Annotated in this window: 19 protein-coding genes; 4 read left to right on the forward strand and 15 right to left on the reverse strand. The window is 67.4% G+C overall.

What is annotated here, in order from left to right; translation table 11 throughout:
• Positions 1-16: 16 nt before the first annotated feature.
• Entirely contained in the window at positions 17-937 is a 921-nt protein-coding gene (locus tag GPA27_RS25065; RefSeq protein WP_169143157.1) for a hypothetical protein, read from the reverse strand.
• A gap of 267 nt (positions 938-1,204) precedes the next feature.
• On the opposite strand from GPA27_RS25065, the gene GPA27_RS25070 reads away from it, so the two are divergent.
• Entirely contained in the window at positions 1,205-1,690 is a 486-nt protein-coding gene (locus GPA27_RS25070; RefSeq protein WP_169143158.1) for a hypothetical protein, read from the forward strand.
• A 24-nt stretch (positions 1,691-1,714) separates the two neighbouring features.
• On the opposite strand, the gene GPA27_RS25075 is transcribed toward GPA27_RS25070, so the two are convergent.
• Entirely contained in the window at positions 1,715-3,532 is a 1,818-nt protein-coding gene (locus tag GPA27_RS25075) for an autotransporter domain-containing protein (RefSeq protein ID WP_169143159.1), read from the reverse strand.
• A 166-nt stretch (positions 3,533-3,698) separates the two neighbouring features.
• Here GPA27_RS25075 and ruvC point away from each other — a divergent pair, with 166 nt between their 5' ends.
• Entirely contained in the window at positions 3,699-4,262 is a 564-nt protein-coding gene (ruvC, locus tag GPA27_RS25080) for a crossover junction endodeoxyribonuclease RuvC (protein ID WP_169143160.1), read from the forward strand.
• Between the two features lie 22 nt (positions 4,263-4,284).
• Here the strand turns inward: ruvC and GPA27_RS25085 are convergent, their stop codons facing one another.
• The 13 genes from GPA27_RS25085 to GPA27_RS25145 form a co-directional block, all read right to left on the reverse strand.
• On the reverse strand, positions 4,285-4,866 hold the full coding sequence (locus GPA27_RS25085; protein WP_169143161.1) for a peroxidase-related enzyme: 582 nt from the start codon (positions 4,864-4,866) through the stop codon (positions 4,285-4,287).
• 59 nt (positions 4,867-4,925) lie between these two features.
• Complete coding sequence (locus tag GPA27_RS25090; protein WP_211165229.1) at positions 4,926-5,447, reverse strand: Gx transporter family protein; 522 nt, start codon at positions 5,445-5,447, stop codon at positions 4,926-4,928.
• Entirely contained in the window at positions 5,428-5,817 is a 390-nt protein-coding gene (locus tag GPA27_RS25095) for a NusG domain II-containing protein (RefSeq protein WP_169143162.1), read from the reverse strand. Before GPA27_RS25095 ends, GPA27_RS25090 begins: the two co-directional genes overlap by 20 nt.
• Positions 5,814-6,692: an RNase adapter RapZ gene (gene rapZ / locus GPA27_RS25100; RefSeq protein WP_169143163.1), complete on the reverse strand. Its 879-nt coding sequence runs from the start codon at positions 6,690-6,692 to the stop codon at positions 5,814-5,816. Before rapZ ends, GPA27_RS25095 begins: the two co-directional genes overlap by 4 nt.
• Before the next feature lie 89 nt (positions 6,693-6,781).
• A complete protein-coding gene (locus GPA27_RS25105; RefSeq protein WP_169143164.1) occupies positions 6,782-7,702 on the reverse strand; it encodes an MBL fold metallo-hydrolase in 921 nt (306 codons plus the stop codon).
• Positions 7,699-7,881: a DUF1289 domain-containing protein gene (locus GPA27_RS25110; protein WP_169143165.1), complete on the reverse strand. Its 183-nt coding sequence runs from the start codon at positions 7,879-7,881 to the stop codon at positions 7,699-7,701. The genes GPA27_RS25105 and GPA27_RS25110 overlap by 4 nt, the downstream gene beginning before the upstream one ends.
• A complete protein-coding gene (locus GPA27_RS25115; RefSeq protein ID WP_169143166.1) occupies positions 7,878-8,087 on the reverse strand; it encodes a DUF1289 domain-containing protein in 210 nt (69 codons plus the stop codon). Before GPA27_RS25115 ends, GPA27_RS25110 begins: the two co-directional genes overlap by 4 nt.
• A gap of 91 nt (positions 8,088-8,178) precedes the next feature.
• Positions 8,179-9,102, reverse strand: coding sequence for a hydroxymethylglutaryl-CoA lyase (locus tag GPA27_RS25120; protein ID WP_169143167.1), 924 nt, complete (start codon positions 9,100-9,102; stop codon positions 8,179-8,181).
• A 20-nt stretch (positions 9,103-9,122) separates the two neighbouring features.
• Positions 9,123-9,911 carry an enoyl-CoA hydratase/isomerase family protein gene (locus GPA27_RS25125; RefSeq protein WP_169143168.1) on the reverse strand — a complete coding sequence of 263 codons (789 nt, stop codon included), beginning with the start codon at positions 9,909-9,911 and terminating at the stop codon, positions 9,123-9,125.
• A gap of 191 nt (positions 9,912-10,102) precedes the next feature.
• Positions 10,103-11,236, reverse strand: coding sequence for an acyl-CoA dehydrogenase (locus tag GPA27_RS25130; protein WP_169143169.1), 1,134 nt, complete (start codon positions 11,234-11,236; stop codon positions 10,103-10,105).
• On the reverse strand, positions 11,237-12,427 hold the full coding sequence (locus tag GPA27_RS25135) for an acetyl-CoA C-acetyltransferase (protein WP_169143170.1): 1,191 nt from the start codon (positions 12,425-12,427) through the stop codon (positions 11,237-11,239).
• Positions 12,428-12,464: 37 nt separating this feature from the next.
• Positions 12,465-13,604, reverse strand: coding sequence for a carbonate dehydratase (gene can / locus GPA27_RS25140; protein ID WP_169143171.1), 1,140 nt, complete (start codon positions 13,602-13,604; stop codon positions 12,465-12,467).
• A 284-nt stretch (positions 13,605-13,888) separates the two neighbouring features.
• A complete protein-coding gene (locus tag GPA27_RS25145; RefSeq protein ID WP_169143172.1) occupies positions 13,889-14,326 on the reverse strand; it encodes a MerR family transcriptional regulator in 438 nt (145 codons plus the stop codon).
• A 137-nt stretch (positions 14,327-14,463) separates the two neighbouring features.
• On the opposite strand from GPA27_RS25145, the gene GPA27_RS25150 reads away from it, so the two are divergent.
• The gene (locus GPA27_RS25150) at positions 14,464-15,492 is read left to right on the forward strand and encodes an MBL fold metallo-hydrolase (protein ID WP_211165230.1); all 1,029 of its coding nucleotides are present in this window, start codon (positions 14,464-14,466) and stop codon (positions 15,490-15,492) included.
• Positions 15,493-15,512: 20 nt separating this feature from the next.
• On the forward strand, positions 15,513-17,336 hold the full coding sequence (locus GPA27_RS25155) for a PHA/PHB synthase family protein (protein WP_169143173.1): 1,824 nt from the start codon (positions 15,513-15,515) through the stop codon (positions 17,334-17,336).
• The last annotated feature ends 81 nt before the right edge of the window (positions 17,337-17,417 follow it).

Consider the following 17,417-nt stretch of genomic DNA (forward strand, 5'->3'; position numbering starts at 1 on the left):
CCGCCCCCGCTGTGCGTCAGCCGGGCAGCAACACGCCGGCGTTGCGGATCGCCTTCTGGTACTCGGCCGTCGATTCGTCGATCGTCTTCAGCGCACCGTCGAGTTCGTTGCGTTTTGCCTGGGCGTCGGCATCGACGCGCAGCTTGGCGGCGCGGTCGAGCGTTCCCTTGAGCTGTGCCTCGCGGGCGCTGCCGTTCGGCACCAGCATCGGGATCAGCATGCGGTAGGTCTCGTTGCGATCCTGCTCGTACCGGTATTCGTCGCCCTTGCTGTCGAACTGCAGCGTGCGCACGAGCGTCTCGCCACCGCGCAGGCGCTCGATCTGGACCTTGGTGCGCAGGTAGGCGTGATCGAGGATCGCACGGCCGCGACGCGCGTTGTCGGCGACCTCGGCATCGGCGTCCGCCATCAGTTTGTCGACCACCTTCACCTCGCTCCGCCCCTTGTCGTCGCTCTTTTCCTCGGCGATGCGCGCCAGCGCGTCGCGCAGGGCCTTGGTGGACTCCTTGCGCGCCGTGTACTCCTTGAGCTCGCGCGGGTCCGCGGCCGCCGCGGGCGCGGCAGGCTTGGCCGCCGCAGCCGCAGGCTTCACCAGTTCGGCGATGGACAGTTTGGCGCCGAGGTAGGCGTCTTCGAGCAGCAGGCGCGCATCGAGGAGCTTGCCGTCGGCCGCAGCGGCTTCGGCCTGCTTGATCTTCGCTTCGTTGCCCTGCACGACGCGCGAATTGTCCACCTTGCGCTGCTCGCCGACGCGCTTGAGGGCCTTGTTGAGTTCCCTGGTGCTTTCGAGCTTGCTCGCGAAGTCGCTTTTCATCCGCGCTTCCTCGGCAGCCACCACGCGGGCCGACTGTACGTCCGCGAACACGTCGGCCGTTCCGAGAAGGCCCGCGCCCGCGATCAGCGCGGCCCCGAGGGCGAATTTCGATCCGTTCTTCATGCATTTCCCCTTGTTTTGCCTAGTCCGGTGCATAGCCTTCCCCGCTTCCAGCCTCCCGTGGCTTCAATCCGGAAGCGGGACGGGACGGACGTGCCGCCCATGACAGAAGTCTAGCGCATTAGCCATAGCGCGATCATGGGTTTGGTCAAATCGACGGTACTTTCGGCCAATGCTCCGGACTGCGGAATATTGCGCCTCCGCGTCGCGTTGACTCACTACCGGCAGACGGATGGCGCCGGTCGGAATGACCCCTACAAGGAGACGAAAATGAAACGACTCGCACTGACGGGCATCTGCGCACTGGCGGCAGCCGGGTTCATGAGCACGGCCGCGATGGCCCGCGGGCCGCAGGACAAGATCCTCGAGTTCGATTCGATGGTGGGAGTGGCGGCGCCCTATACGGGCAGCACCAATCCGATCCGTGGGGTCAGCGGCGGGGGCAGGCCATGGTCGATCAGCACGGCGGAAGGGGAGCTGAAGTTCGACGGCAAGCTGGAGATCCGCGTCACCGGTCTCGTGCTGACCGAAACAGGCCTCAATCCGGCCGCCACCTTCCGCGCCATCGTCAGCTGCATGAGCACGGATGTGGCCGGCAATCCGTCGACGGTCAACGTGATGACCGCGCCCTTCCCGGCCACGCCGACCGGCGACTCCTACATCGAAGCCAATGTCGGTCTGCCGGAACCGTGCATCGCGCCGATCATCTTCGTGACGAATCCGGCCGGCGCGTGGTTCGCGGCGACGGGCATGTGAGCGCTACCCACCGCCCGCAGAACCTCAGAAGCCGAGACTGAGCCCCGCCTGCAGCGCATACGCGCGCACGTCGTCCTGCGCGATGCGGGTCGACAGTGCGAGGTTGCCGCTCAGCGTCGGCGAGAACTTCGCGCCGACACCGACGACGGCCGAGCCCCAGGTGCGCTCGGGGGCGAAGGCCGGCAGCGCGAAGCCGTTGGCCGGCAGGCTGGCGAGGTTCGCGCGCACCCTGCGGTCGTCGTCCTCGAAGTCGTGGTTGAGGGCGACGCGCGCGTACGGCAGGTAGCGGCCGAGATCCCAGCTCGCCCGGTAGCCGATGCTGCCGAGCAGGGCATTGCGGTCCTGGCTGCGGAAGGACATCGTGGTCGAGGACTGCCCCTTCTCGCTGAAGCCGTCGACCTCGACCTGCTGCAGATGCACGCCGAGCGTCGGACCGTGGCGCAGCGCGCCCGCACCGAAGTCGAAACCGGCGAGCACGCCCAACGAGAGGTTGGTGCCCGTCGTCGAGCCCTTCATCGTGCGCTGCGCCGCGCCGAGGGTGACGTCGCGCCGGGTGTCGTAGTCGATGCTGCCGAAGGCGCCGACGGCCGTCGCATGCAAGGGGCCGCTGCGATAGCCGGCATACAGCGCGACGGTCTGTTCGCGTTGTTCGTAGTCGCCGGCGTCGGCGGAGAAGTCCGCATCCAGCATCGCCAGGCCGACCGCCGCGCCGACGCTGAGCGAGGGCGTGAGCCAGGCGTCGACGCCCACCGCAAGGTCGTACGGGTTGCCGCTGGCGCCGGGCATTGTGCCGCTCGACGAGTACTTGAGGCGTCCGCCGCCCAGGCTGGCCCACAGGTTGCGCCCGCTCTGCCCGCGCGCCCAGGCGCCCAGCGCGAGCTGGTCCTGCACGGTGGAGAAGAGGGCTTCGCGGGTGTACAGCGGCGACTCGGCCAGCAGCGATACCGCACCCGGCGCGCGCAGCACGCCCAGCGCGTAGTCGGCGATCAAGCGATGGCCGGCGGTCGTCGGATGCACGCCGTCGGCGAACAGGAAGCTCTGCTCGGCACCGGGGACGACGAAGTCGGCGGCGGTGCACAGCAATGAAGGCGTTGCACCGCAGGCTGGCACCGTCACGTTGGCGAAGCCGTAGCGGGCCGGATCGGCCCCGACTTCGCGCAGCAAGGCGAAGGTGTCGAGCGGGATGACCTGGATCCGGGCGGCGGCCAGGCCGCCGTACAGCACCTGGTTATAGGCGCTCGACAGCGCCGTGATGCCCGCGGCATTGACGGGGCCGACGGAGGCGCCGAAAGGGGTTGCGCCGACGTCGGGGAGCGTCGACACGAGGATGTAGCGCGCGCCCGCGGCCTTCAGCGCGCCGATCGCGGCGACCTGATCGGACGCGGCCGTGACGATGTCGCCGAGCGGGTTGGTGGAGGTCTCGAGCGCCTGGAACAGGTCGTTGGCGCCGCCCCACACCGAGTACAGCGCGCCCGGGTCGGCCCGGCCGCCGGTGGACGCGAGGTAGGCGGCGATCTGGCTCTGGATCGGCGTGGCGAAGCGGGTCGGATCGGCGTCGGGATATCCCGGCAGGGACGTCACGCGCGCGCCGCCCATCGCGTAGTTGGTGCCGCCGGCGACGGCCGGGGTAGCCTCCGTCCCGAGCGCCGCGGCGAGATCCTCGCTCCACACCGGGCCCGGGTTGGTCGTGAAGCGGCCGGTGCCGGGCGGCACGAAGGCCGCAAAGCTGCCGGCATCGCTCAGGCTGTCGCCGAAGAAATACGTGCGGCTGAAATCGGCCGCAGTCGCGCTCGCGCTGAATGCCGCCGAGACGGCGATGCCGAGCAGGGACGGTCTGATCATCGTCAATCTCCTGTTGGTTCCTGCCGCGAGCCGACTCACGGCGAGGGAGGCGAAGGGGGGCGAGTATCGTACCGGCATTATCCGGCATCAATCCGGCCGTCATGCAAGGCACGACGTGTAACAGCGGGTGCGGTGAGGATAGGCGGCCTTCCTTTAGAATGCACGAATGAAGGTCACATCCGCATCGCGCATCGTCGCGACCCGCATCCTGGGCCTGGATCCCGGGCTGCGCATCACGGGCTTCGGCGTCATCGACAAGCTCGGCAGCCAGTTGCGCTACGTCGCGAGCGGCTGCATCAGGACGCGCGACGGGGAGCTTCCGGGACGACTCAAGACGCTGCTCGACGGCGTGCGCGAGGTCGTCGCGACCTACACGCCGGATCAGGCCGCGGTCGAGAAGGTGTTCGTGAACGTGAACCCGCAATCCACGCTGCTGCTCGGGCAGGCGCGCGGCGCGGTGATCTGCGGCGCCGTGGCGTGCGACCTGCCGGTGCATGAGTACACGGCCTTGCAGGTGAAGCAGGCGGTGGTCGGCTACGGCAAGGCGAACAAGGAGCAGGTGCAGCACATGGTCCAGCGCCTGCTCGCGCTCGACAGCAGCCCCAGCCCGGATGCCGCGGACGCGCTCGCGTGCGCGATCTGCCACGCGCATGGCGGCGAGGGGATGACCGGCGGGATCGGCGGACGCCGCCGCGCCGGCCGCATCCTCGTCATGCCGGAGCGGCGCTGACGAGGATCGTGCCCGGGCAAGCTCAGACCTTGGGCAGGCGCCCCATCAGGTAGAACTCGTCGTTCGGCCGCATGCTGGAGAGGTTCGCGAGGCGGTTGCTCATCGCGAAGAAGGCGGCGATCGCGCCGATGTCCCAGATGTCCGCCTCGCTGAAGCCGTGTTCGCGCAGGACGGCGAAGTCGGCCTCGTCGACGGTCGCGGCCGCGAGGGCGACCTTCATCGCGAAATCCAGCATCGCGCGCTGGCGCGGCGTGATCTCGGCCTTGCGGTAGTTGGTCGCGACCTGGTCGGCGACGCGCGGGTTCTTCGCGCGGATGCGCAGGATCGCGCCGTGCGCGACGACGCAGTAGAGGCACTCGTTCGCGCCCGAGGTCGCAACGACGATCATCTCGCGCTCGGCCTTGGTCAGCCCCTCGTTCTTCTCCATCAGCGCGTCGTGGTAGGCGAAGAAGGCGCGGAACTCGTCCGGACGGTGGGCGAGCGTGAGAAACACGTTGGGCACGAAGCCCGCCTTCTCCTGCACCGCGAGGATCTTCTCGCGGATGTCGACGGGCAGGTCCTTCAGTTCGGGGACCGGAAAACGGCTGATCGCTTGTTCGCTCACGTCATCTCTCCTCTCTCGATAAGTATCAGCATATTATTATTTTTATGCTGCAATCAAATTTACCCCGAAACCCGGCCCTGCATCAGCTTCGCGGCCACCAGCCCGTTGACCAGGCCGAACACCGTCGCGGCGAGGGCGAACACCGGCACGAGATAGAACACGCCGTCATGCGGCACGAGCCACAGCCGCGCGAGCACGAGCTGGCCCCCGATGTGCGCGAAGGCGGCAAACACGCTGAGGCTCACGGGGCCGAACCAGCGTCGCGGCAGGTGCATCGCGAGACCGAGCGTGGCGAGGCTGGCGAGCGAGCCGGCGAGGCTGAGGAAGAAGCCGGGCGCGAAGAGCTGGCCGAGCAGCAGGCTGCCGGCGAACACGCGCAGCAGCGCGACCCACACGGCGTCGCGCCAGCCCCAGCGCGCGAGCACGATCAGCGTGACGATGTTCGCCAGCCCCGGTTTCACGCCGGGCAGCGGCAGGGGGATAGCGGCCTCGGCGACGGTCAGCACGATCGCGGCAGCGGCCAGCCGCGCGATGCGCTGGTCGTCCGGGGTCGGCACGATCTCAATAGTTGAGGGAGTCATAGTCCGCGGCACCGCCAGCGAGGCTCAGGGACACCTGGTTGGGGGCGCAGATCGCCACCGCGCCCGAGCGCGTGAGCCAGCCCTGGCGCACGCAGTACTGGCGCGGACCGGGGTCGGATGCGACGCGCGCGCGGCCGGGCTCGACCTCGATACGCGTGACGCCCAGCGGGCCGGGCACTTCGACGACCTGCGCGCGCGCGAGCCCCACTTCGGCGAACACCTTGCCGCCGGCGCGCACGACCGCCTTGTCCGGCGCCCCGCCGCGCCACAGCGCCAGCGCCGACAGCACGCACAGAGCAAGCGCGCCGGCGAGCACCAGCCAGTCGCCCGGCCGCAGCAGGACGATCCATTCGGCCAGGCGCGCTTTCACTGGTCCGCCGGCCGCGCCCCGTGGTCCACCTGGCGGCGTGCGGCCGAACGGTGGCGGACCAGTACGCGGACCGATGCGGCGAAATGCTGCCCCAGCTTCTCGGCGAGATACACCGAGCGGTGCTGGCCGCCGGTGCAGCCGATCGCGACGGTGAGGTAGCTGCGGTTGTCGCGCGCATAGCTCGGCAGCCAGGTCGCTATGAAGCGGCGGATGTCCTCGTACATCTGGTCGACCTCGGGCAGGTTCTCGAGGAAGTCGATCACGGGCTGGTCCTTGCCGGTGAAGGGGCGCAGCAGCGGGTCGTAGTGCGGATTGGGCAGGCAGCGCACGTCGAACACGAGATCGGCGTCGAGCGGAATGCCGTACTTGAAGCCGAATGACTGGAACATCAGCGTGAGCCCGGCCGTCGCCTCGATCTGCATGAAGTCCTTGATCCACGCGCGCAGCGTGTTGGCCTGCAGATCGCTGGTGTCGATGCGGTGGCCGAGCGCGGCGATCGATTCGAGCGCGTCGCGCTCCTTCTGGATCGCCTCTTCGAGCGAGACCTCGTCGCTCGCCAGCGGATGACGCCGGCGCGTCTCGGAGAAGCGCGCGATCAGCGTGTCGTCGCGCGCCTCGAGGAAGATCACGCGCAGGTCGCCGACCGTCTTGCGCAGATGCTCGACCTTCTGCGGCAGGGCCTCGATGTTCACGCCGGAGCGCACATCGACAGCGACCGCGACGCGTTCGTAGCCGAGCCGCCGCAGCTCGGCCGCGAGCTTCGCGAGCAGGCTCGCCGGCAGGTTGTCGACGGCGTAATAGCCCGCGTCTTCGAGCACCTTGAGCGCGACGCTCTTCCCCGAACCCGACAAGCCACTAATCAGAACGATCTGCATGACCCGAAACTCCGCCTGGAGCGCCGATTATCGCCAAAGCGAGGCTCCACGGCCAGCGCGGGACGCTGACAACTATGACTAAAGTCGGATCAGGCGGCGACCAGCAGCTCGCCTTCGCGGCGGGCGACCCCGGCCCGCGTGAGTTCGCCGACCAGCCAGTCCGCCAGCGCCTCGGGCGTCAGGCCGAGGAAACGCGCGTTGGCCTCGCGGTACAACGGCACGCTGGCGAGATGCGCCGGCAGTGCGTCGATCGCCATGCTGCGCTCGTCGAGCAGCGAGAAGGTCATGCAGGCGCGGATCGCGTTGCGTGCCATGCGCGAGCCGTCCTCCTCGAACGCGCGCAAGCGGGCGAAGGCACGCGCGAGCGCGTCGTCGAACTCGACGAAGGGCGCGCCGTGGCCGGGAATCACGACGTCGACGGGCAGGCGCGCGATCGCCTCCAGCGTGCGGCGCGCGGCGCCGATACCGTCGCCCAGGCCCAGCACCTCGGCGAACAGGATGCCGAAGCCGTCGCGCCACAACGCGTCGCCCGAGATCAGGATGCGCCGATCCCGGTTGTGGAACACCAGCGCATCCATGTCGTGGCCGGGAGCAGCGATCGCCTGCCACACGAGCTCGCCCATCTCCAGCGTGTCGCCGGGGTGCAGCGCGCGGTCGGCATGGAAGCGTTCGCCCGACTGCGCCGCGGTGGTCAGCAGCAGCGCGTCCTCGTCCCACGTGGCGACCGCCGGCAGCATGCCGGCCGGCACGCTGATGGAACAGCCGAAGGTGCGCTGCAGCAGGGCGTTGCCGCCGATGTGGTCGGAATGCGAATGCGTGTTGACGAGCTCGGCAAAGCGCCGCCCCGCCAGCACCTCGCGCAGCAGGGCGACGGTCTGCTCGCCGTGACTGACGTAGCCGCTATCCACCACGGTCGCCCGCCCGCCATCGAACAGCACGACGTTGTTGGCCGACAGCCAGCCGCGTTCGAGCACGCGGATCGTCTCGGGCAAGGAGGCCGCGACGCTCATTCCGAGCCTTCGCCGACCTGCGCGGCGACGTTGTCGGGTAGCGGCACCGTGGTCGGCGGCGGGTCGGCCGCGGGCGGCACCGGCACGCCGTCGATTTCCTCGGGCGTGCGCCCGCAGCCGAGACACACGCCGGAGTCCCAGTCGATCATGCACACGCCGACGCACAAGGTCTCGCTCATGCGCCCTCCGTGGATGCGAGCGTCGGCGCGGCCGCAACGCCCAAGGCCGCGCGGCGCTGCGCGACGAGTTCAAGGATGCGCCGCTTTTCGGCGTCGTCGTGGCGGCTCCAGCGCGCGATCTCGTCGAGGCTGCGCAAGCAGCCTTCGCACAGGCCGGTCGTCGCACTCATGCGACAGATGTTGATGCAGGGAGATGCAATGCTCATGTCGGGGTCGGGGTGTTGTAGGTAGCGGGTGCGGCTTGTTGTGGTGTTTGGTCCGTCGCAGCCCGATCGAGTTCATTGTTGCGGCACGAAATCAGCCGGCACACGCCGCCTTCGCCCGCTTCGCGAGCACGGCGCGGGCGACGCGCGAGGCCGGTTCGCGGCCAAGTACCGCGCTGATCCACGCGGCAATGTCGACCAGGCGCTCGACATCGATGCCGGTGTCTATGCCCAGTCCATTCAGCAGCCACACGACGTCCTCGGTCGCGACGTTGCCCGACGCGCCGGCCGCATACGGACAGCCGCCCAGGCCGCCGACGGAGGCGTCGTACACCGACACCCCCATCTGCAGCGAGGCGTAGATGTTCGCCGCGGCCATGCCGTAGGTGTCGTGATAGTGGCCGGCGAGGCGCTCGACCGGCACGCGCTTGATCACTGCTTCGAGCATGCGCGAGATGTTCGCGGGATTGCCGCTGCCGATCGTGTCGCCCAACGACACTTCATAGCAGCCCATATCCATCAGCGTCGCGGCGACTTCGGCGACCTTCTGCGGCGCGACCGGCCCCTCGTAGGGGCAGCCCGCAACGCAGGAGACGTAGCCGCGCACCTTCACGCCCGCGGCATGCGCCGCTTCCGTCACCGGCCGGAAGCGCTCCAGCGATTCGGCGATCGAGCAGTTGATGTTCTTCTGGCTGAAGGACTCGGACGCCGCACCGAACACCGCGACTTCCGCTGCGCCGGCCGCGAGCGCCGCTTCGAAACCTTTGAGGTTCGGCGTCAGCACCGGGTAGGCGACGCCCGGGCGGCGGGCGATGCGCGCCATCACCTCGGCGTTGTCGCCCATCTGCGGCACCCATTTCGGCGACACGAAAGAGGTCGCCTCGATCGCGGTCAGGCCGGCGTCGGCGAGACGCGCGATGAGCTCGACCTTGGTTTCGGTCGACACGATCTGCTTCTCGTTCTGCAGCCCGTCGCGCGGACCGACGTCAACGATGCGCACATTTTGCGGCAGTTTCATGATCTTCTCCCGTCCCGAGCTTATTGCGCCGACACCCACGCCGCCGGGCGCTTCGACAGGAAGGCGTCGAGCCCCTCCTTCGCCTCGGGCGTCGCGCGCAGGCCGGCGATGCGCTGCGCGGTGTCCTCGACCACCTCGTCCGAAACGGGACGGTTCGCGACCGCACGAATCAGGTCCTTCGCCGCCCCCTGCGATTTCGGACCGCCCTGCAGCAGGGCCGTCACGATTTCACCCACCTTGGCGTCCAGTTCCTCGGCCGCGACGACCTCGTGTGCGAGGCCGATCTCGCCGGCGCGCTGAGCCGAGATGCGCTCGGCCGACTGGAAATAGCGGTAGGACTGGCGCTCGCCGATCGCGCGGATCACGTAGGGGCTGATCGCGGACGGGATGATGCCGAACTTGACTTCGGAGGTCGCGAACACCGCCTTGTCGGACGCGACACAGATATCGCACGCAGACGCGAGCCCCATGCCGCCACCCAGCGCCGCGCCCTGCACGCGCGCGATCGTCGGCTTGCGCATCTCGGAGAGCGTGCGCAGCATGCCGGCGAGCTTGCGCGCATCGGCGAGGTTCGCCTCGACGCTCGCCTCGCCCGCGGCCTTCATCCAGTTGAGGTCGGCACCCGCGGAGAAGCTCTTGCCACGGCCGGCGAGCACGACCACACGCACGGCGTCGTCGGCGTCGAGCTGGCGGCAGGCCGCAGTGATGTCCGCGATCAGCTGCGCGTTGAACGCGTTATGCACGTCGGGACGGTTCATCCAGATCGTCGCAACGCCCTGTGCGACGACGATTTCGAGAGTTTCGTACATGTTCTATCGTCTCCTGCCATGTTCTGGTCGACGGGCACCGCCTGCACGCGACGCCGTCACCGCCGGGGCTCTTGTCGGCCCCGGTCGGATTGCGAATAAAAGGATCCCACGGGACACCGGGAGCATCTAGAGGAGGGCTGCAGGGAGAACACCCCCGGCGCCTGCCCCCGCAGGATCGGGAAACTGCTTCGTCAGCTCGCCAGCGAACGGCCGATCACGAGGCGCTGGATGTCGCTCGCGCCTTCGTAGATCTGGCACACCCGCACGTCGCGGTAGATGCGCTCGACCGGGAAGTCGCTGACGTAGCCGTAGCCGCCGTGAACCTGGATCGCGTCCGAGCACACCTTCTCGGCCATCTCGGAGGCGAAGAGCTTCGCCATCGAGGCTTCCTTCAGGCACGGCCGGCCGGCATCCTTCAGCGTCGCGGCGTGCCACACGAGCTGGCGCGCGGCTTCCAGTTGCGTCGCCATGTCGGCGAGGCGGAAGTTCACCGCCTGGTGCTCGAAGATCGGCTTGCCGAAGGTCTCGCGCTCGTGCGCGTATTTCACCGCCGCTTCCAGCGCCGCACGCGCCATGCCGAGGCACTGCGCGGCAATACCGATGCGGCCCGCTTCGAGGTTCGACAGCGCGATCTTGTAGCCCTCGCCTTCGGCGCCGAGCAGCGCGTCGGCCGACACGCGGCAGTTCTCGAGCAGGATCTGCGCGGTGTCGGAGGCCTTCTGGCCCATCTTCTCCTCGATGCGCGCGACGATGTAGCCCGGGGTGTCGGTCGGCACGAGGAAGCACGAGATGCCCTTCTTGCCGGCCGTCTTGTCGGTGACCGCGAACACGATCGCGACGTCGGCCTCGCGGCCGGTCGTGATGAACTGCTTCACGCCGTTGATGACCCAGGCATCGCCGTCCTTCACCGCCGTGGTCTTCAGCGCCGCGGCGTCCGAACCCACGTGCGGTTCGGTCAGGCAGAAGCAACCCAATTTTTCGCCGCGCGCCAGCGGCTTCAGCCACTGTTCCTTCTGCGCATCCGAACCGTAGCGGTTCGGGATGCCGCAGGCGAGCGAGTTCTGCACGCTGACGATGGTCGAGGTCGCGCCGTCGCCGGCGGCGATCTCTTCCAGCGCGAGCACGAGGCTCACGTAATCCATGCCTGCGCCGCCCCACTGCTCCGGCACGACCATGCCCAGCGCGCCGAGCTCGGCCAGTTCCTTCAACGCCTCGCGCGGGAAGGTATGGTTGCGGTCCCATTCGGCGGCGAAGGGGGCAAGGCGCTCCTGCGCGAACGCGCGCAGGGAGTCGCGGATCATTTCCTGTTCTTGCGTGAGGATCATTTAGGCGAGCTCCACCGCAACCGCCGTCGCTTCGCCGCCGCCGATGCACAGGCTGGCGACACCGCGCTTCTTGCCGTACTTCTTCAGCGCGCCGAGCAGCGTGACGAGAATGCGCGCGCCCGAAGCGCCGATCGGATGGCCCAGCGCGCAGGCGCCGCCATGCACGTTCACCTTGTCGTGCGGCAGATCGAGTTCCTTCATCGCCGCCATCGTGACAACTGCGAAGGCTTCGTTGATCTCCCACAGGTCGACCTGGTCCTTGGTCCAGCCGGCCTTGGCCAGCACCTTCTGCATCGCGCCGACCGGGGCGGTCGTGAACCACGCCGGTTCCTGCGCGTGCGTCGCGTGGCCGACGATGGTCGCGAGCGGCTTCAGGCCCAGCTTGTCGGCGGTCGAGCGGCGCATCATCACAAGTGCCGCGGCACCGTCCGAGATCGAGCTCGAGTTCGCCGCGGTCACGGTACCGTCCTTGCTGAAGGCGGGCTTCAGGCCGGCGATCTTGTCGATCTGCGCCTTCGGCGGCTGCTCGTCCTTGTCGATGACGACCTCGCCCTTGCGCCCCGACACCGTCACCGGCGCGACTTCCCACGCGAAGCTGCCGTCCTTGATCGCGGCCTGCGCGCGCGTCGTCGAGGCGATCGCGAACTCGTCCTGGGCGGCGCGCGTGAAGCTGAAGTGGCTCGCGCAGTCCTCGGCGAAGGTGCCCATCAGGCGGCCCTTGGTCTCCTTCTTGTAGCTGTCCTCGAGGCCGTCGTAGAACATGTGGTCGACGAGCTGGCCGTGGCCGAGGCGGTAGCCGCCGCGCGCCTTCGGCAGCATGTAGGGAGCGTTCGACATCGACTCCATGCCGCCCGCGACCATCACGTCGTTGGTGCCGGCGACGAGCAGGTCGTGCGCGAGCATCACCGACTTCATGCCGGAACCGCACACCTTGCTCACCGTCGTGCAGCCGGCGGAGAGCGGCAGGCCCGCGCCGAGCGAGGCCTGACGGGCCGGCGCCTGGCCGACACCGGCCGGCAGCACGCAGCCCATCAGCACTTCCTGCACCTGTTCGGGAGAGATCCCGCCGCGCTCGACGGCGGCCTTGATGGCAACGGCGCCCAGCTGCGGGCCGGTCAGGCCGGACAGTTCGCCCTGGAAACCGCCCATCGGGGTGCGGGCGGCGGAAACGATAACGACGGGATCACTCATGCTTCTCTCCTGTAAAACGTCTTTGGTTGTCCGGCTCTCAGGCCAGTGATTCGAGCGCCGCAACATAGCGCGGCATCAGGTCTTCCGGACGGCGTACGTTGAGTCCCAGGTCGCGCACCAGTCCGTCCTTCAATCCATAGATCCATGCATGCACCGTCAGCGGCTGGCCGCGACGCCATGCGTCCTGCACCACCACCGTCTGGCATACATTCACGACCTGCTCCAGCGCGTTCAGCTCGCACAGGCGGTCGTGGGCGAGCTCGGGCGCAAGCGCGTCGACGGACTTCTGGTGCTTCACATGCACGTCCTGCACGTGGCGCAGCCACAGGTCGACCAAGCCGATGCGTTCGCGCATCAGGGCCGATTTCACGCCGCCACAGCCGTAGTGGCCGACGACCATGATGTGCTTGACCTTCAGCACGTCGACGGCGAACTGGATCACCGACAGGCAGTTGAGGTCGGTATGCACGACGACGTTCGCGACGTTGCGATGCACGAAGACCTCGCCTGGCAGCAGGCCGATGATCTGGTTCGCCGGCACGCGCGAGTCCGAGCAGCCGATCCACAGGTACTCGGGCGACTGCAGCTTGGACAGCTTCTCGAAGAAGTCCGCATCCACCTGGCGCATCTGCTGCGACCAGGCGCGGTTGTAGTCGAACAGGTGGAACAGGTTCTCGTTGGCGATCTCTTCCTCGGACCAGTTCTCGAGATCGAGCGAGAGCAGGATCGCGCCTTCGACGGGCGTCGGGTAGTAGGCCGGGGCTTCGGTGAAGCCCATCTCGCGGTAAAGCTTCAGCGCGATGCGCATCGCCGGCATGGTGTCGAGCAGGATGCGGCGGTAGCCGAGATCCTTGGCGCTGCGGATCGCCGCGAGCACCAGATCACGGCCGATGCCCAGGCCGCGGTGTGCGGGGTCGACGTACAGGCGCTTCATCTCGCACATGCCGCCGGTGGTCGGACGCAGGCCCACGCAGCCGGCCGGCTGACCGTCCCTCTCGGCATAGTACAGGCGCCCCTCGGGCGCCGCATAGGCACCAGGCAGCGTGGCCATTTCGTCGCCGAAGCCCTGGAAGCACAGATCTACTCCCAGCCACGCCGCGTAATTGCGGAAGAACTGGCGTACGTGATCCAGTTCGACCGTGTCGTCAGCACTCAATATGCGAAGCTTCGCTGCCATCGTCACTCCCAGGAACAGTCACAGGCGGAATCCGTCACCGGCTTCCGCAGGTTATCGGTGCAGCGCGGAACCATGGTCCCGCGCCAGGCGTGCGCCAACGCCGCCGCAAGCGGACGCGCTCAACCCGCAATCCTGCCACAGTCCGGGCGCGCTCCCGCGCATCGCAACATCCCCGCGGCCGCGACCGGCCAGCCGGGGGCATCCGTGCCGTGCACCGCTCACGCCCGCCCTGCCGTTCCCGCTGTTGTTACGTTTACGTCAACGTAAACTAACCAACAAAAAAATCAAGCCCCGGCGCGCATGCGGCGAACGACTTCCGCGCGTTCCTCGGCGGCACGGGACGTGTCGTGACCGAGCAGTTCCGAGCACTGCCGCTCCAGCGAATCGATCTCGCCCAGCACGGCCTCGATGTCCTCGCGCTGCTGTTCGAGCGCGGCACGTCGGTCGGCAAGCACGACGAGAAAGCGCAGCAGCTGCGGCGCCGCGTTGCGCACGCCGCCGTGCATCTCGATCAGCTCCTTGATCTCGGCGAGCGACAGGCCCAGGCGTTTGCCGCGCAGCGTCAGCTTGAGGCGGGTACGGTCGGCTTTCGAGTAAACGCGGGTGCGACCGACACGCGAAGGCTTCAGCAGCCCCTGGTCTTCGTAGAAGCGGATCGCCCGCGGGGTCACGTCGAATTCCCGTGCGAGTTCCGTGATGGTGTAGGTTTGTTCGCTTGCCATTGGCCGACCGATCGAAGTAAAACCGGTCCGGAGCGGGCGCATCGCGTGCCCACCTGCCCGGACAGGGCGAAAAAGTTAATCAGAATTCGAGGGTTAGGGCAATGCTCGATTGCTTTCCCTCCAACGGAGACAGTGCAATGACGGCAAAAGCAGAACTGCAGTACCCCTTCGACGACACTCCCGGCGCGGGCGAAGTGAAGCAGGTCGCACCCGGCGTGGGCTGGGTGCGCATGCCGCTGCCCTTCGTGCTCAACCACATCAACCTGTGGACGCTGGACGACGGCGACGCGCTCGCCGTCGTCGACACCGGCTTCGGCATCGACCCGGTACGCGACAACTGGAACGCCATACTCGACCGCGACCGGCGCCCGCTGTCGCGCATCGTCGTCACCCACAGCCACCCCGACCACCTCGGCCTTGCGAGTTGGCTCGCCGAGCGCGACGGCGCGCCGGTGCAGATGACGCAGGGCGAATTCCTCAACGGCCACACGATCTGGAATCAGATCGCGGGCAACGCCGTCGACGAGATGGTCGCGCACTTCGCCGCCCACGGCCTCGACCCCGCGCGCCAGGGGGCGCTGCGCGACCGCGGCAACTCGTACCGCCACGGCGTCCCGGCGCTGCCGACATCCTACCAGCGCATCTTCGACGGCGACGTGCTGCGCATCGGTGCGCACGACTGGCGCGTGATCGTCGGCTATGGCCATTCCCCCGAACACGCGAGCCTGTATTGCGAGGCGCTCGGAGTGCTCATTTCGGGCGATATGCTGCTACCGCGCATCTCGACAAATGTCAGCGTTTACGCCCTCACGCCGGACGACGACCTGCTCGGCTGGTTTCTCGAATCATTAAATCGGTTCAAGGACTTGCCCGACGATACGCTCGTGCTACCATCACACGGGCATCCGTTCCGCGGTATCCGTGCGCGCATCGAACAACTCAATGTGCACCACCGTGAACGCTGCGATGCACTATTGGACGAAATCAAGACCCCCCACAGCGCTGGGGAACTGCTATCGACGCTGTTCCCCCGAGAGCTGGATACCCATCAGGTCATGTTCGCCATGGGAGAGGCGATTGCGCACCTCAACTACCTCGTCGCGCGCGGCGAGGTCCGCAAGGTGGGCGACCGGACAGGCATCATCCGATTCGAAAAATCAGCATGAAGACAGGAGCAAGACAAGAAATGGCCGCACCAACCCCCGAGACAGTGTTCGCCGACCTGCCCGACCCGAAGGAAGTCGCGAAAACCTATGCCGAGGTCGCCCAGCGCGCCTCGCACCTCATCAGCGAACACGTCCAGCGCCAGCTCAAACGGGGCGTCAGCACCCCGAGCGACGAGCTGGGCATCGCTCAGGCCTTCATGGACATGATGGCCAAGCTGCTGGCCAACCCATACAAGCTGGCGCAGTCGCAGATGAACCTGGTCTGGGACTACTTCTCGCTGTGGCAGCACTCGATGCTGCGCGTGATAGGCATGCACGGCGCGCCGATCGCGGAACCGGAAAAGAGCGACAAGCGCTTCAAGGACGAGCAGTGGGAAGAGCACTTCCTGTTCGACTTCATCAAGCAGTCCTACCTGATCGCCGCGCGCCACGTGCATGACACCGTGTGCTGCGTCGAGGGCCTCGACGAGCAGACGCAGAAGAAGGTCAATTTCTACACGCGCCAGTACATCGACGCGCTGTCGCCGTCGAACTTCGCGCTGACCAACCCGGAAGTGTTCCGCGAGACGGTCAAGAACAACGGCCAGAACCTGATCAAGGGTCTGAACAACCTGCTGCGCGACATGGAAGACGGCGGCGGCCAGCTGCGCGTGCGCATGACCGACACCAGCGCCTTCGAGCTGGGCAAGAACGTCGGCACGACGCCGGGCAAGGTCGTGTTCCAGACCGACATGATGCAGCTGATCCAGTACACGCCGACGACGCAGAAGGCGTACAAGCGGCCGCTGCTGATCGTGCCGCCGTGGATCAACAAGTTCTACATCCTCGACCTGCGCGAGAAGAACTCGTACGTAAAGTGGTGCGTGGACCAGGGCCACACGGTGTTCGTGATCTCGTGGGTGAACCCGGATGAGCGCCTCGCCGAAAAGACCTTCGAGTCCTACGTGCTCGAAGGCATCATCGCGGCCCTCGACGCGATCGAGAAGCAGACCGGCGAGAAGGAAGTGAACGCCTGCGGCTACTGCCTGGGCGGCACGCTGCTGGCGACCACGCTCGCCTACCTCGCGGGCAAGAAGCAGAAGCGCATCGCCGCGGCAACCTTCTTCACGACCATGACCGACTTCTCCGAGCCGGGCGAACTGGGCGTGTTCATCGACGAGCAGCAGATCTCGAGCCTCGAGAAGAAGATGTTCGAGCGCGGCTACCTCGAAGGCGCGGAGATGGCGGGCACCTTCAACATGATGCGCGCCAACGACCTGATCTGGTCCTTCGTCGTCAATAACTACCTGATGGGCAAGGATCCCTTCCCGTTCGACCTGCTGTACTGGAACTCGGACTCGACGCGCATGCCGGCGAAGATGCACAGTTTCTACCTGCGCGCGCTGTACATGGAAAACCTCCTCGTTCAGCCGGGCGGCATCGAGGTCGACGGCGTCCAGATCGATCTCGGCAAGATCAAAGTTCCCTGCTACTTCATCTCGACGCTGGAAGACCACATCGCCCCGTGGAAGAGCACCTACACCGGCGCCACCAACTTCGGCGGCCCCGTGCGCTTCGTGCTGGGCGGCTCGGGCCACATCGCCGGCATCGTCAATCCGCCCGTCGCCAACAAGTACGGCTACTGGCTGAACCCGGCCGCGAAGCTCGCCGACACCGCCGACAAGTGGTTCGAGGGCGCCGAGCACCAGCAGGGCTCGTGGTGGACCGACTGGCAGTCCTGGGTGACCGCGCACGACTCGGAGCAAGTCGACGTACGCGACCCCGCCAAGGGCAAGCTGAAGGTGCTGGAGGAGGCCCCCGGCTCCTACGTCAAGATCCGTCTCGACGCGAAACAGGCCGCCTGATTCGCGTCTGAACCGTATCCGGCGACAATGAACGCGAGGGGGCCCGGCCCCCTCGCTGTCGTTTACCGCCCCCCCTTGCGC

The organism is Aromatoleum toluolicum, assembly GCF_012911005.2.
Classification (GTDB): domain Bacteria; phylum Pseudomonadota; class Gammaproteobacteria; order Burkholderiales; family Rhodocyclaceae; genus Aromatoleum; species Aromatoleum toluolicum.